Here is a 15,265-nt window from a genome sequence, read left to right on the forward strand (position 1 = left end):
AAAATCATATTAAGCAAAGTTTATGTATCACCCTTCGGGGGTAATGGCCTTGCTTTTATCAATTAAATTTTGCAAAGTAGGAGAATATAAACATTAAAGGGTGCAACAGTGTCACAAATTAATTCTCCATTAGAAAAATGGTCTAATTCATTGGCTAATTTGATTGAAAATATTGGCACACAGGAGTTTTACCCATTTCTTTCTGATGTGTTAGAAAGCATCTCGCCTTTTGATGACATGGTTGTGATTGCATACCCTGAAAGTCAAAAGCCATTTTTAGTATTTCATGATTTAGCCGACAAACATAAGCAGACAACCCTAAACTTATATTTTAGTGGTGGTTATTTCCTCGACCCTTTCTATAACCTACAGTCTAACGTTGCTGAGGAGGGCATATATCATTTGTCAGATTTGGCGCCGGATGAGTTTAGTGAGTCTGAATATTTTAAAAACTACTATGCGGGCACTGAGCTAAAAGATGAGTTGGGATTTTTATTGAATTATGATCAACAATGCAAAGTCATTCTGTCATTGGGTGTCCGTAATAAAGATAACGTAGTGACCGAGCAAGATATCTCCAGATTAAAAAACACATTTAAAATTGTTAAGGCGCTTTGTCACCAGCATTGGCAGCGGGTTAGCCTGCCATTTCCAAACACGGAAGGACAATATGAAGGTGAAATGGGGTTGCAGTTGAGTAAAGCTTTCAAAAATTTCGCTACTGATTTTCTTAGTGAACGGGAATGCGAGATTGTAAGATTAATATTAAAAGGTTATTCATCAAAATCAATCGCAGAGCTATTAGGAATAAGCCCTGACACTGTAAAAGTGCACCGTAAACATATTCACTTAAAGTTAGAGGTTAGCTCACAAGCAGAACTGTTTTCGCTATTTTTATCATCATTGTCATTAACCGAAATTGGCTCTGACGTAGACCCTCTGACATTATACTTTCAATAACTAGCTAAGCGGTTTGAATTAACGTAACGGTTGAAGTATGAAGATTACTTCTTTCAACAAATATTGTAATTAACGAGCCGGTTACAATTGTAATAAAAGCAAAGCCAAAAGCCATATTCAAACTTACGTATTCCATTACGGCTCCAAAAATAAATGATCCAAGCATTGAACCTATCGCTAGTGCAGCTGAACTTAATACGGCCAACTCTCCGGTAATATCAGCTTTGGCAATGATCGCAAACACATAAGGTAGCGCAAAGAAATAAAACAATATTAGTAGGACGATAAAAGTTCCGAAAGAATATAAGGTAATGTCTAAAAACAATATTCCGAAGGTCAACACCATAAACAGCAATGCAAAGGCGATAGGCTTTATTCGGCCATATCGTTCGCCAATCAGGCCACTAATAAAAGGTGCTATGGTAGAAGCGATTAAAGATAATGCAAGTAAAATTGACGAATCATTATGATCAATATTGTATTCTCTGGCGATAATTTCTACGAAGCCCCATAAACCTAAAAAACCAGAAAATGAAATAAGCAATCCGCCTAAAGCAAACAAGGGAAGTTTACTTTTGAACAGCCCTTTGAAGTCTATCTTTTTGCTGTGGATATTGTTTTCTGGAACCCAAGATGAAAAAAGCGAAAGTAGTAAGTAAGTACAAATAATTGCCCAGTCTAAACCTAACAGGCCAAAATTTTCTATGACAAAGATTGGGATCAGGACAACAAACAATGATGGAATGAGTTGTTCGGGCACCATTTTAAAAGCGTAGTTTCGATCGATTTTCTCGGTTTTAGCAATAATTCCCATGCTGACGGAGTAAAACAAAGCACCAGAAAAGCCAAGGAACAACATCGAAATAACGATGCCTTCATAATCATCAAAATACATGGTGGAAAAAATGCTTAAGGCAGCTAACAAATACCCGAAGCGTACAGTTTTTCGCCAACCTAGCCGATTAAACCAAATAAACGATGTAATTGCTATTAGGCTATATCCCGCATAATAAGTACTGATAATAGTACCTGATTGCAAGGGATTAAGAGCAAGGGTTGTTGAGATAGTACCAATTAGAAGAGGAAGAATAGAAAAAATAAATACCCCCGCTAAACCAAGCGCACAACAAGCTACGAAGGTTCTTTTGGTATTGATTGATTTTATTTCTTCAATTGCAGAGTTCATATATTTACCACTTTATTGTAATTCTAATTATTGCTCTAATCGCATATCTGCAAACTGTTTTCTTAGGGTTTTTTTATCAAGTTTTCCTGTTGCAGTATGTGGAAGTTGATCAACAAAAACAACAGCATCTGGAGTCCACCATTTAGCAATCTTGCCTTCAAGAAAGGAAAGCAATTCCGCTTCACTGACATCTGTATTAGCATTTTTTATGGCAAACACAACAGGTCTTTCATCCCATTTTGGATGAGTTATGCCTATTACAGCTGCCTCATTAATTGCTGAATGATCAGAAGCCAAGTTTTCAATCTCAATGGTACTTATCCATTCCCCACCAGATTTTATTACGTCTTTTGTTCGGTCGGTAATTTGCATATAACCTTCTGAATCAAATGTACAAACGTCACCAGTATCAAACCAGCCTTTTTCATCAAATGCATCGCTATCGGCCAATTGATAATACTCAGATGCAACCCAAGGACCTTTTACTTTGAGCGTTCCAAATTTAACTCCATCCCATGGTAATTCGTTATCTTCATCATCAACAATTTTGGTTTCAACTCCGTATAAAGGAATGCCTTGTTTAACAATCAATTTATCTTGATCTGTTTCATCAATACCCTGAAGATTAGATTTTAAAGTATTTACCGTACCAACAGGACTCATTTCTGTCATGCCCCAGGCTTGTTGGAGATCAACATCAAAGTTTTGTTTATAATTTTTCATTAAGCTCAACGCACAAGCTGAACCACCGACAATACAACGATTTAATGTTGGGACTGATTTATTGTTTTCGACCAAATAGTTATATAAAGAAAGCCATACTGTTGGCACGCCTGCACTAAAGGTGATTCTCTCGTCATTGATTAATGAAGTAAGAGTTTCCCCATCAGCCATTTTATTTCCAGGGAAAACAATTTTAGCACCCGCCATGGCGCAGATATAAGGCAAGCTCCAAGCATTTACATGGAACATTGGTACAATTGGCATCACCACTTCATTGTTGGAGATATTGAAAGCATTTGGCACCATAGCACCTAAGCCATGTAAAATAGTTGAACGATGGCTGTAAAGAACTCCTTTAGGATCACCGGTTGTTCCTGAGGTATAACACAGTGAACTTGCTTCATTCTCATCAATATTTGGAAATTCAAATTCTGTTGATTCGTTGGCGATTAGTTCTTCGTAACAGTGTACGTTGTTTAAATTAGTGTCAGGCATATTGTTTTTGCTAGTTAAAACAATAAAGCCTTTAACTGATTTTAGTTGCTCTTGCAGAGGCTCAAGCGCACCAATAAACATAGGATCTAAAAATACATATTGATCTTGTGCATGATTGATAATGAAGTTAATTTGTTCTGAGAAAAGCCTTGGATTAATGGTGTGGCAAACATAATTAGAACAGGACACCGCGTAATATAACTCAAAGTGACGATAATCGTTCCAAGCCAATGTGGCAATTCTGTCACTAGGGCTTACATCTAATTTTTTTAAGGCATTTGCTAATTGTCTTACCCTTGCAAAGGCATCTTTATATGTATATCTATGTCTAGGGTTGTCTGAGGTGACTGATACAATTTCAACATTAGGATGAATTTTTTCAGCATAATTCATTACCGAATTAATCGTTAATGGAGAGTTCATCATTTGACCTAACATAGGTTCTTCCTTTTCAAAGTGTAACTAATTAAACCAAAGTAACTTGATATTGATATTAAATCAGTACCACGTAGGTGGTATAAGTTTATGAACATCTGTTTAACATAGCATGAAGTAATACGTTACAACCGGCTTTAAGATCTTCGGCTTTAGCATTTTCGGCCTCGTTATGGGAAAGACCTTTTTCACAAGGTACAAATATCATGCTAGCTGCAGCCACTTTTGACACATAAACAGAATCGTGACCCGCGCCACTAACCATATCCATATTGCTATAGCCAAGCATATCAACAGCTTTTCTAACCGCTTGGATGCAACCTTTATCGAAAGCAACGGCGGGTGAGGTCCATTCATCATGAATAGTGCCTTTTAAATTAAGTTTTTGTGATTCTTCTGCAACGATGTTTCTAAAATGTTTATCCATTTCATTTAAGATTGATTGCTCAGGGTGGCGTAAATCTACGGCTAAAATAAGCTGCTTTGGTACTGTATTGCGTGCGCCAGGCTCAGCTTTAATATCGCCAAATGTTACTCTTGACCATGGTGCGTAATTGGCAACCATGTCATACAGTTTTTGTGTAATTGTAGATAATCCCATAAATGGGTCTTGTCTAGACTCCATGGGACTAGGACCTGCATGACAAGGTTGACCTTCAAGAATTAAATCATACCAATTCATCCCCTGCACACCCGATAGCACACCTATTTGTAAATTTTCATTTTCTAAAATAGGACCTTGCTCTATATGTACCTCAAAAGCGGCCTTTACTTGTGAAGGCTTAAATGAGTCATCACCTAAATAACCAATATTTTCTAATGCATTTAAAATGCTAGTGCCATCTTTATCTGTACGAGAGTGACCATACTCTAAGTCAAATTCCCCAGACCAAACTCCAGACCCAATCATTGCAGGACTAAAGCGAGCACCTTCTTCATTGGTCCACACTACTACCTCGATAGGCTCTTCGGTTTCTACCTTATTATCATTTAACGTTCTGATAACTTCCAAACCCGCTAATACACCATAAACACCATCAAATTTACCGCCTGTTGGTTGAGTATCTAGGTGGGAGCCTGTAATAACTGTTGGCAAAGTATTATTTTTTCCAGTCCGACGAGCAATGATATTACCCATTGAGTCGACTCTTATCGTACAGCCTGCACTCTTGGCCCAATTGCTGAATAAATCACGACCTTGTCTATCTAATTCAGTAAGAGCCTGACGGTTGCACCCACCTTTAGCGGTCGCACCGATTTTCGCCATTTCCATCAAACTGCTCCATAATCTGTCACCATTGACTCTCATGTTTGGATCAAATAATTTGTTGGCAGCGGTCATATGTTTCTCAATATAGTGAATTGTTAATATCTATTAAGAGTAAGGCTGAACTTGTGTTTTGCCTATACCACGCTGGTAGTAGTGATGATTGTTACTTTACGCAATTAATCGGCTGAGTAACTGCAATTAGTAATTTCTCAAGGGAGCAAAATTGTGGTTTTAAGCATTATTTGTAATTAATTCATGGAAATGACATTCCATAATTATAGTAGGATTTAGATGAATACTATTTTTTCATCTAAATTTTGATTAGTTGCTTTCTTTATTTAAGCTTTTTAAAATTTCGCATTCCCCGACAATTTCATTGGGGCATGATGTTGCTAATTGATGCAACGTTTGCTCAAGTAACGTTAATTCCGCTATGGTTTTTCGAACCTTTTCTAACTGCTGCTCAATAAGAGAATCAACTTCTTTACAAGATGATTTCTTATCAGCCTGTACGGCGATTAACGTTTTAATTTGCTCTATCGGTATTTGTAATTCACGGCAGCGTCTAATAAAAATCAAGCGTTCGACATCATTTGAACTGTATTCTCGGTAGCCATTGTCATTGCGCAACGCTTTAGGTACTAAGCCAATGTCTTCATAGTAGCGAATGGTTTTATTGGGTAAATTGGTTAATTTAGCTAGCTGGCTAATTTTCATCGAATTTTCTCACAAGTTTTCTGATAACCGTTGACCTTACTGTTACTGTAAGGTTTATAATGCCGCAATGACAACAATAACTCAATTGAATCGTTGCTGAACCAATGACTCGACTCTTTAACATATTCCGCTTTAATATCGCGCTAAGTGGTTTGCAACTGGCTCAATATTTATTGATTGCCAGCCTAGTGTCACAATCTGCTTTTGCCGCAACAGATATGTGTTCAGTATATGAGAGTAATACCTTGTCAGCTGAATTCAACGCTCAATTAAATCTGTCAATAAACAACACCGATTCGAACTTATATCAAGACAATACTGATGATTTGTGCGCTGAGCAAAGTGGTGAATGCTGTGCTGCATGCAGTAACGTTATGTTCACCTCGCTCACCTTACCTACAACCGGAAAAACTTCTGATGCATTACTGTTAAACAATAACCGAATGCACCTCGCAGCTCCGTATTATGCATTGCTCCGCCCTCCTAAATACTAGTTAACCGTTTTATTTATTACTCGCGTAACTTTAGTGACCTGATGTTTAGGTGACTAGTGGTGTAAGTGGCAAGCAAAGTCTGCAACTTATTCATCTTTAAAATATTTATCCATAGGAAAACTCATGTTTTTTAATTTTCGTGCCGCTTGCAAGCAGGCACATAAACTAAGGCGTACACCAAAATGGCTAGTTTTTATTAGCGCTTTGCTGCTTAGTCATTGCTCCATAGCACAAGAGCAGGGGGGAACGTCATTGCTCACATTGTCTTCCGCAATTAAACTTACACTTAAAGAAAACCCGTCTTTAAAAGTATTCAAGTTCAAAGAAGAAGCGTTGGCAGGCCAACAAAAAACGCAAAATTTAACTCCGGGCTATGAGCTTGGTTTTGAAATTGAAAATTTTGCTGGTAGCGGTGATTTAAGTGCTGTTGACAGCGCAGAGTTTACCGTATCTATATCATCCATTGTTGAAATGGGAGATAAGCGAGCAGCTCGTACGGGTTTAGTACAAAACCACAGCTTAGTACTTGCCGCAGAGCGTAAAGTACAAGCGCTAACCTTGCTTGCTGAAGTAACTCGTCGCTATATTAATGTCCTCACTGCCCAAGAACGTTTGGCATTAGCACAACAATCTAGCCAATTAGCCGAAGAAACGTTAGAGGAAGTTGAAAAACGAGCTAAGGTGGGCAACACCCCGAAAGCGGAGATAAAACGTGCTTTAGCGGCGTTAGGTAATACACGTCTTACCCTATCCGCTGAGCAACAAAATCTTCAATACTCTAAAATTGCCTTAACCATGATGTGGAACGAAACTACGCCAGAATTTACACACGTTGAAGGCAATTTGTTTCAATTTTCACCTGATGTTGCGTTTGATACGCTGTTTAACAAAGTAAAACAAAACCCAGCAATTTTAGTGTTTGCCAGTGAGCAACGGCTAAAAGATGCGGAGTTACGTTTAGCGCGTACCAGTTCAATCACCGACATTAAATGGAGTGTTGGCATTAAGCATATTCAAGAGCTGGATGATACCGCACTTACGGCAAGCTTTAGTGTGCCGTTATTTGCCGCAAAAAATAATGCTGGCGCGATCATTTCGGCGCAAGCTGCCAGGGATGAAGTTGCGGCCAGAAAAGAGTTAAGTTTAGTGAAAATGCACAGCCAGTTATACCGTGCTTTCGCCAATAGAAAACAAGCCATTTTTACCGTCAACAGCTTAAATAATACCATTATCCCAACCCTTGAAGAAGCGCTCAGTGAGACCCAAATCGCTTATCAAAATGGTATATACAGTTATTTAGACTATATCACCGCGCGGCAAGAGTTATTGTTTGCCCAACGCGCGAAGATCGACGCCGCTGCTGCCGCTCTGCAATATGGTACCGACATAGAAGAACTCATCGCCGAGCCGTTACCGGCATCGCAACATCGCACTAACACCACATTTCAAGGAATTGCACAATGACTGCCATTACTTTATCGAGAATAATAGCAACACTGATCTTTTGCAGCACTTTTACCGTTACAGCAACCGCCAACGCCAGTAAAGATAAGCACGCAGAGCATACTGATGAACACATCGAGCAACGAGCTGATAACAATTCAGATGAACACGCAGATGAGCACTCTGATGAACACTCAGATGAGCATAGTGACGAACATGGTGAAGAAGGGCATATTGAATTGTCTGCTGACATGGCAAACCAAGCAGGTATTGTATCAACAACGGCTACGTCCGGTGAACTAAAACAAACCATAACCGTTTATGGAAAAGCCGCGATGGAACCAAGCGCGGTGAGCCAGGTGCGTGCACGTTTTCCCGGGATGATCACCAAATTATCAGTCAATGTTGGTGATCGCGTTGTGGCCGGAGATGTCGTTGCTGAAATCGAATCCAGTAATAGCCTTATGCGTTATAGCATAAGCTCGCCTATATCTGGTGTTGTCACACAGCGTAACGCTAATCCGGGCGAGTTAGCCAACGAACAAGTCTTGCTTAGTATTGCCAACTACAAACAGTTATGGGTTGAATATAAAATTTTCCCAAATCAGATGTCGCAGCTGGCAGTTGGGCAAGACGTTACCATATATAACGAATATCTGCGGGTAAACTCACAGGTAAAGCACTTAGTAGCTAGTAATTCCGCATCGCCATTCACTATCGCCAGAGTGCCTTTAAATAACCAACAAAATCAATTCTTTCCTGGTTTAATACTCTCTGGCTCCGTGGTGGTTAAACAAGTCCCCGTACCATTGGCAGTCGATAACCGTGCGGTCCAGCAAATTGACGATACACAGGTGGTGTTTGTGAAAAATGCGCATGGCTATGAATCTCGACAAATCACCTTGGGGCAAACAGATGGCAGCTTTTCTGAGGTGCTTTCTGGTTTGCAAAACGGTGAGCAATACGCCGTTGAAAACAGCTATTTACTGAAAGCCGATCTGGGTAAATCCAGTGCTGCGCATCATCATTAGGAGATAGTAAATGATTGAATCAATTTTACGCCTGTCTATCGCCAGGCGGTGGCTAATGATGTCATTGGCCCTGTTGCTCATTGGACTAGGATATTGGAGTTACCAAAAGTTACCCATTGACGCTGTGCCTGATGTGACCAACGTACAAGTACAAATTAACACCAAAGCAACCGGCTACTCACCACTGGAAACTGAGCAACGGATCACTTATCCAGTCGAAACGGCATTAACCGGGCTGCCTAATTTGGCTTATACGCGTTCATTATCGCGCTATGGTTTGTCGCAAGTGACCGTGGTATTTGATGAAGGTACCGATTTATATTTTGCCCGTAACCTGATTAATGAGCGACTAAACGCCATTAGCAGGAAACTACCGGCTGATCTCGAGCCGGAAATGGGGCCAATTTCCACCGGCTTAGGTGAAATATTCATGTATACCATTGAAGCGGCGCCAGATGCGACGCAAGCCGATGGTAGTCGCTACAATGCAACAGTGTTACGGGAGATTCAAGACTGGATCATCAAGCCACAACTTGCTTTAGTTAAGGGCATTACTGAAATTAATACCATCGGCGGTTTTGACAAGCAGTATCACATCACTCCAACGCCTAGAAAAATGCTGCAATATGGCATTAGTTTTGCGGACATCACGCGAGCGCTAAACACCAATAATAGCAACCGCGGTGCCGGCTACATTGAAACTAACGGCCAACAACTTACCGTTCGTTCACCAGGACAACTGAAAACTATTAGCGACATTGAGCAAGTAGTGGTTAAACACAGCAATAGTGTACCTATAACGGTTGCCGATGTGGCCGAAGTGGCTATTGGTAAGGGGCTACGAACTGGCGCGGCAACTCGCGATGGTAAAGAAACGGTACTCGGTAGTGCAATGATGCTCGTCGGCGAAAATTCAAGAACGGTCGCTCTTGCTGTAGCAAAAAAGCTCGAACAAGTGAAAGACTCTTTGCCTGAAGGCATTATCGTTAAGGCTGTATATGATCGTACCACCTTAGTGGACAAGGCGATTGCTACTGTTCAAAAAAACCTGGCAGAAGGCGCACTACTGGTGATTGCCGTGCTGTTTTTGTTATTGGGCAATGTTCGGGCAGCGTTAATTACAGCCGCGGTTATTCCATTAACCATGCTGGCAACCATTACTGGTATGGTGCAAGCCGGAGTGTCGGCAAACCTGATGAGTTTAGGGGCGTTAGATTTTGGTTTAATTGTTGATGGTGCGGTTATTATTGTTGAGAACGCGATCCGAAGGATGGCCCAGGCGCAACGCCATAAAGGCAGTCGTCTTGATATAAATGAGCGATTGCATACGGTTTTTCAGGCCACCAATGAAGTGATCAGACCAAGTTTATTTGGCGTTATCATTATCACTGTAGTGTATATTCCACTATTTAGCTTAACCGGTGTGGAAGGAAAAATGTTCCATCCGATGGCAGCTACTGTGGTTATCGCATTATTATCTGCCTTGGTGCTGTCGTTAACCTTGGTTCCTGCTGCTATCGCGTTGTTTATGACTGGTGATATCAGTGAAAAAGAGAGCAAAGTGATCATCGCGGCAAAGTCTATATATAAACCAATACTTATTGCGGCGATGAAAATCCGTTGGTTGGTGCTAGCTATAGCATTTGCACTTGTGGCATTTTCAATTTGGTTAGCCACCACCTTAGGCTCTGAATTTGTGCCACAACTTAATGAAGAAGACATTTTATTACAGGCCATTCGCATCCCCGGCACAGGTTTAGACCAATCGGTTACCATGCAAAAGGCGCTGGAAGATAGCATCAAAGATTTTCCCCAAGTAAAAAATGTATTCTCTAAAATAGGTACGCCAGAGGTTGCTAATGATCCGATGCCGCCGAATATCGCCGATACCTTTATCATGCTGAAACCTCGCAGTGAATGGCCAAACCCAAGTATGACCCATGCTGAATTGGCAACAGAAATTGTTGCGGCGGTATCTGGTCAGCCGGGAAATAACTTTGAATTAACCCAGCCCATTGAGATGCGCTTTAATGAACTGATTTCTGGTGTAAGAGCCGACCTGGGTATTAAAGTGATAGGTGACGATCTTGAGCAGTTATTAACTTCGGCCAATGCGATAAGAGAAGTGCTTGAAACCGTTGACGGCGCCACCGATATTCAAGTTGAGCAAGTCACCGGTTTGCCAATGTTGTCAATAGAGCCAAAGCGCATTGCTATAGCGCGCTATGGTTTAAATGTATCACAATTACAACAAACCGTTGCCGCTGCCATAGGTGGTGAAACCGCGGGCATGATATTTGAAGGCGATCGTCGCTTTAACATGGTGGTGCGCTTGCCAGAATCTATTCGTCAAAATGTTGCACGATTAAACGAATTACCAATCTTGTTACCTAATGATAGTTATGTGCCGTTAGCTGAGCTTGCCAACTTAAATATTGCGCCAGCGCCGAATCAGATCAGCCGTGAAAATGGTAAACGCCGCATTGTGGTCACCGCCAACGTACGCGGCCAAGATTTAGGCACATTTGTAAAACAAGCGCAGGCAAAAATAAACCAGCAAGTAAACATTCCCGCGGGTTACTGGTTAGAATATGGTGGTACCTTTGAGCAGTTGGAATCGGCAAGTAAGCGCTTATCCATTGTTATTCCACTCACTTTGGCCTTAATTCTTGGGCTGTTAGTGATGGCATTTAGCTCAGTAAAAGATGCGTTGATCATTTTCACTGGTATTCCTTTAGCGTTAACTGGCGGGGTGATCTCGCTATGGTTAAGGGATATGCCATTATCGATTTCTGCAGGCGTTGGTTTTATTGCGCTATCTGGCGTTGCTGTTTTAAACGGGTTAGTGATGCTCTCCTTTATCCGCGATTTATGCAAAGAGCGAGGTGAGCTTATCTCTGCCATTATTGATGGTGCCATGATCCGACTCAGGCCGGTATTAATGACGGCATTAGTTGCCGGCTTAGGCTTTGTGCCAATGGCGCTGAATGTAGGCACCGGTGCTGAGGTGCAACGACCACTTGCTACCGTGGTTATTGGCGGCATCATTTCTTCAACCTTATTAACTTTACTGGTATTGCCAATTCTGTATAGAATTGTACATCAACGTGCTTTTGCGAAAACCGCTACGAGCCTGTAACGTTACCAATCAGCCAAACAAAAGGGCTGAATAATCAGCCCTTTTTTTACCCCATTACTTTTCAAATTTATTGAAATGTAATCTTTACTGTTTCACTCGTACTCTTACTGATGCCGATATAAGATGCTTGCTTCGATTCTACACTGGTATGAAATGGTGTTGGTAGTTCAGTAAATGCGCTTTGCCATTCAATAGCTGCAAAATCATCAATATCGACTTTGCCGGTTCGGCCATCGGTTAATTCAATCTCAGCGATTACTCGATAAGAGCGATACCCCTTACTCGGATAATTATGTCGCACTGATTCAAAATCTAGCTCAATTGTTTGCCATGCTGACTTTCCTTGTAAATCAACAGAGCCAATTAACTGTTTTTCGCTTTCTTTACGAGCCTGGAAAAAGCCTTGTCCATATCGTCGGCCTTGCCAGTAAAAACTTATTTTCGCCACATTATCTGTTTTCACTTTAGCTGTAACTGTGGTTGGAATATCACCTTTAAATTTGCGGCGAAACGCCTGCATGCCAACTGTACTGGTTTGATTACTATTTACCGTTACCCCTAAACTCTTGTTGCCACTAGCACCGTAGTTATTAATTACTGTATGCTCGCGATCAAAAAACCAGCTGCGTTCATTACTATTAAACGTGTCGAAACTTTCAAAGTCACTGCCATTGATTAAATTAATACCTAAACGATAGGATACATTTTTAGGCGTATTTACCTGTGCTAAGTTCTTTTGCCAAGGCAATAGGTACAATGGGGCGGTTCTGGTATTTTCAGGAAAAGAAATTGTTGCAGACTGGTTGTTTGATGGTGTTTGCTCTGTGCTAATAACGCCGTGACCGCCAGATAGGCCGATATGAGTGTTACGTTGAGCCGACAATGTAGTAATACGTTTCATCGTGGTATAACGGTTAATGCCGGTTGCCGGTGTTGGCTTGTAGCCTTTTAAATAAATTGGCACTATTTCTGCGCGATGAAATTCGCCTTTGTCCATCCAAACATACAGTAAAAAACTATAAGGGGTTGATGGGATATATTGATCAAAAATAAAATTACCCATTGAATAAGCAATCAACTTACCTTTGTATAACTCTATGCCTTGAGTTACATGAGGATGATGAGCGATAGCTAAAGCAGCGCCATGATCGATGGCTGCTTTTAAGCGTTTTTCTGTTACCCCTGTTGGGTTGTTCGTGTATTCCTGGCTGCCATGGTATTGCACTACAGGCACACGACCAGCATCCACTTGTTTTCCAACCGAAGCAATAATATTGTTCAATGAACCAAAAGCTGCACCACCTTTGTCATGCTCGGCAACTTGGTTGGGATCTGCCCGACCTTCCCAGCCAACATAGCCCAACATGCCATAATCAACGCCGTTAATATTTGTTACATGCGCCTTTAATGCTTCTTCTTCATTAATCCCTGCGCCAGAGAAAGCAAGTTTTGACTCGCGCATATGTTTTAGCGAAGTCTCTAATCCAGATTTTTTATAATCATAGGTATGGTTATTCCCCAAGGTGACATAGTCAATTCCTGCCCAAGTTAAGGCATCAAGAATTTCAGGTTTAGAGTAAAATGCCACTGATTTAGGCGCGGCATCACCTGGTTTATTAGCAAAGATCTGTGTTTCTAAATTAACTGCAGCAATATCAGCCAAGCTCATATAAGGCTTAACGTTTTCAATAACGGCTCGGCTATCTACTATGCGCGAGTCATTGTGTATTAATACCTCATCACCAAAATAAGGCTTATAATAACGTCGCCCCATCATGGCATCACCGCCAAAAGCAAACATAACGCGTCCTTCTGCTTTTTCAACGAGAGTAATATCGGCAATGGTCAACGGTGCGGCTTGATTGGTTAATTCAAAATGACTAAACGTTTGTACGCTTGGGTAAAACCCTTCCTTGCTATAATCGAGTCGGTAAATGTCAGCATCAGCAACGTTAATTTGATAGTAACCTTGCTTATCTGTATTGGTGTTTGATCCTGATAAACTCACCTTAGCTTGTACAATTGGTTGTTGGTTTTCAGTGAGCAAACGGCCTTTAATTATCACTTCGGCAAAAGCAAATTGACTAATAAGAGCAAAGAAGACTAGGCTGGTAAATATTACTTTTTTCATTGTTGTATTCACTTTCTAAGACGTTTAATGTGGATTAATGTTAGTGCTAAAATTTAGTATATCGAAGTGTAGTAATATCGAGCATTCAATTTCTACCGTTAGGTATAACCTAAGGTAATGCCTATCGGCATAAGTATATATTCAACTCATTCCTTATGCAGAATGGTATAAACCTTTCAATTGTATTAAATACCCTTCATAATAAAATTTAAACAACTGTTTGAATCTATCGTTGTATTTCCATTTAGAGATTTTTATGACAAAACCAATTATCAACTTCGTCCATGCAAATGGTTTTCCCGCAGGAAGCTATCGTACATTTTTAGAGGAGTTTTCTCCGCACTACAAAATAATAGCACATGATAAATTTGGTCATAATCATAACTACCCCAGCCACAACAACTGGCAGCATTTAGTCACGGAGTTAGTCGAATTTATTAAAAAGCAAGACAGCAAAGTTATTTGTGTGGGCCATTCCTTTGGTGGGGTAATTTCTTTTATTGCTGCGTGCCAGCACCCGGAGCTTTTTCAAGGCTTAATCATGTTAGATCCGCCGGTGTACACCGGGCGCCTCTCTTGGTTATTACACCTAGCTAAAAAGACCCCGCTTATTGATAAAGTATCTCCCGCAGGCAAAGCAAAGAGTCGTCAACGCCATTGGCCTATAGAAACTAATTTAGTCACTAACTTCGGTCGGAAAAAGTTATTTCAAGACTTTGATAGCCGCTGTTTGCAAGATTATGTTGATAGTGCAGTGACAAATAGAAACAAGCGTTTTGAGTTAATATTTTCCCCCGAAGTAGAAGCCGATATTTTTAGGCATTTACCGTCTAATTTACTCAAATTTAAAAATAAACTTACCGTGCCTGCCGCACTGATTTATGGTGAAAAAACAGATGTTTTACCTATTCGATATTTCGAACGTTTTGCCAAACTTAATCAAATCGAGTTAACTATGATGCCAGATGGAGGGCATATGTTTCCACTTGAACAGCCCGAAAAAACCGCAGAGCTGATAGGTAAGCTAATCAAAAACTGGTGATATTTCGATAAAAAGTAAGCAAAATCATTTTTTAAAAGTTCTATATAGGGGTTTTAAACATTGTTTAAAACGTATCTGCCGCTAAGTTCATTTAAACCTTCAGTTAACTAGTAGCTTGTCTTTTGTTTGCTTAAAAAGTACTCTCTATAGAACAACTTGCGTCATTAATGCTAGAATTACACTTACTTCGAACTTTCAC

At 40.5% G+C, this 15,265-nt stretch carries 11 protein-coding genes; 6 read left to right on the forward strand and 5 right to left on the reverse strand.

What is annotated here, in order from left to right; translation table 11 throughout:
- Nucleotides 1-108: 108 nt before the first annotated feature.
- The gene (locus RI844_RS15840; protein WP_348395641.1) at nt 109-960 is read left to right on the forward strand and encodes a helix-turn-helix transcriptional regulator; all 852 of its coding nucleotides are present in this window, start codon (nt 109-111) and stop codon (nt 958-960) included.
- Nucleotides 961-964: 4 nt separating this feature from the next.
- On the opposite strand, the gene RI844_RS15845 is transcribed toward RI844_RS15840, so the two are convergent.
- The 4 genes from RI844_RS15845 to RI844_RS15860 form a co-directional block, all read right to left on the reverse strand.
- The gene (locus RI844_RS15845) at nt 965-2,146 is read right to left on the reverse strand and encodes an MFS transporter (protein WP_348395642.1); all 1,182 of its coding nucleotides are present in this window, start codon (nt 2,144-2,146) and stop codon (nt 965-967) included.
- Nucleotides 2,147-2,173: 27 nt separating this feature from the next.
- Nucleotides 2,174-3,802, reverse strand: a complete 1,629-nt coding sequence (locus RI844_RS15850; protein ID WP_348395643.1) for a long-chain fatty acid--CoA ligase — start codon at nt 3,800-3,802, stop codon at nt 2,174-2,176.
- A gap of 85 nt (nt 3,803-3,887) precedes the next feature.
- Nucleotides 3,888-5,141 (reverse strand): Zn-dependent hydrolase, encoded by a 1,254-nt coding sequence (locus RI844_RS15855; RefSeq protein ID WP_348395644.1) that lies wholly within the window; start codon nt 5,139-5,141, stop codon nt 3,888-3,890.
- Nucleotides 5,142-5,390: 249 nt separating this feature from the next.
- Nucleotides 5,391-5,786: a Cd(II)/Pb(II)-responsive transcriptional regulator gene (locus tag RI844_RS15860; protein WP_348395645.1), complete on the reverse strand. Its 396-nt coding sequence runs from the start codon at nt 5,784-5,786 to the stop codon at nt 5,391-5,393.
- Nucleotides 5,787-5,890: 104 nt separating this feature from the next.
- On the opposite strand from RI844_RS15860, the gene RI844_RS15865 reads away from it, so the two are divergent.
- From RI844_RS15865 to RI844_RS15880, 4 genes are all read left to right on the forward strand, one after another.
- Nucleotides 5,891-6,280, forward strand: a complete 390-nt coding sequence (locus RI844_RS15865; RefSeq protein WP_348395646.1) for a hypothetical protein — start codon at nt 5,891-5,893, stop codon at nt 6,278-6,280.
- 123 nt (nt 6,281-6,403) lie between these two features.
- Nucleotides 6,404-7,744, forward strand: a complete 1,341-nt coding sequence (locus RI844_RS15870; RefSeq protein WP_348395647.1) for a TolC family protein — start codon at nt 6,404-6,406, stop codon at nt 7,742-7,744.
- Nucleotides 7,741-8,754 carry an efflux RND transporter periplasmic adaptor subunit gene (locus RI844_RS15875; RefSeq protein ID WP_348395648.1) on the forward strand — a complete coding sequence of 338 codons (1,014 nt, stop codon included), beginning with the start codon at nt 7,741-7,743 and terminating at the stop codon, nt 8,752-8,754. The genes RI844_RS15870 and RI844_RS15875 overlap by 4 nt, the downstream gene beginning before the upstream one ends.
- 10 nt (nt 8,755-8,764) lie before the next feature.
- Entirely contained in the window at nt 8,765-11,893 is a 3,129-nt protein-coding gene (locus RI844_RS15880; RefSeq protein ID WP_348395649.1) for an efflux RND transporter permease subunit, read from the forward strand.
- A gap of 67 nt (nt 11,894-11,960) precedes the next feature.
- Here the strand turns inward: RI844_RS15880 and RI844_RS15885 are convergent, their stop codons facing one another.
- Nucleotides 11,961-14,024 carry a CapA family protein gene (locus RI844_RS15885; RefSeq protein WP_348395650.1) on the reverse strand — a complete coding sequence of 688 codons (2,064 nt, stop codon included), beginning with the start codon at nt 14,022-14,024 and terminating at the stop codon, nt 11,961-11,963.
- Nucleotides 14,025-14,280: 256 nt separating this feature from the next.
- On the opposite strand from RI844_RS15885, the gene RI844_RS15890 reads away from it, so the two are divergent.
- Entirely contained in the window at nt 14,281-15,066 is a 786-nt protein-coding gene (locus RI844_RS15890; RefSeq protein ID WP_348395651.1) for an alpha/beta fold hydrolase, read from the forward strand.
- Nucleotides 15,067-15,265: the final 199 nt, after the last annotated feature.

The organism is Thalassotalea fonticola (assembly GCF_032911225.1).
Taxonomy (GTDB): domain Bacteria; phylum Pseudomonadota; class Gammaproteobacteria; order Enterobacterales; family Alteromonadaceae; genus Thalassotalea_A; species Thalassotalea_A fonticola.

Excerpts from the sequence above, each read along its gene's own strand:
- RI844_RS15845 (WP_348395642.1), bottom strand. The coding sequence starts at position 2,146 with ATGAACTCTGCAATTGAAGAAATAAAATCAATCAATACCAAAAGAACC.
- RI844_RS15850 (WP_348395643.1), bottom strand. The coding sequence starts at position 3,802 with ATGTTAGGTCAAATGATGAACTCTCCATTAACGATTAATTCGGTAATG.
- RI844_RS15855 (WP_348395644.1), bottom strand. The coding sequence starts at position 5,141 with ATGACCGCTGCCAACAAATTATTTGATCCAAACATGAGAGTCAATGGT.
- RI844_RS15860 (WP_348395645.1), bottom strand. The coding sequence starts at position 5,786 with ATGAAAATTAGCCAGCTAGCTAAATTAACCAATTTACCCAATAAAACC.
- RI844_RS15865 (WP_348395646.1), top strand. The coding sequence starts at position 5,891 with ATGACTCGACTCTTTAACATATTCCGCTTTAATATCGCGCTAAGTGGT.
- RI844_RS15870 (WP_348395647.1), top strand. The coding sequence starts at position 6,404 with ATGTTTTTTAATTTTCGTGCCGCTTGCAAGCAGGCACATAAACTAAGG.
- RI844_RS15875 (WP_348395648.1), top strand. The coding sequence starts at position 7,741 with ATGACTGCCATTACTTTATCGAGAATAATAGCAACACTGATCTTTTGC.
- RI844_RS15880 (WP_348395649.1), top strand. The coding sequence starts at position 8,765 with ATGATTGAATCAATTTTACGCCTGTCTATCGCCAGGCGGTGGCTAATG.
- RI844_RS15885 (WP_348395650.1), bottom strand. The coding sequence starts at position 14,024 with ATGAAAAAAGTAATATTTACCAGCCTAGTCTTCTTTGCTCTTATTAGT.
- RI844_RS15890 (WP_348395651.1), top strand. The coding sequence starts at position 14,281 with ATGACAAAACCAATTATCAACTTCGTCCATGCAAATGGTTTTCCCGCA.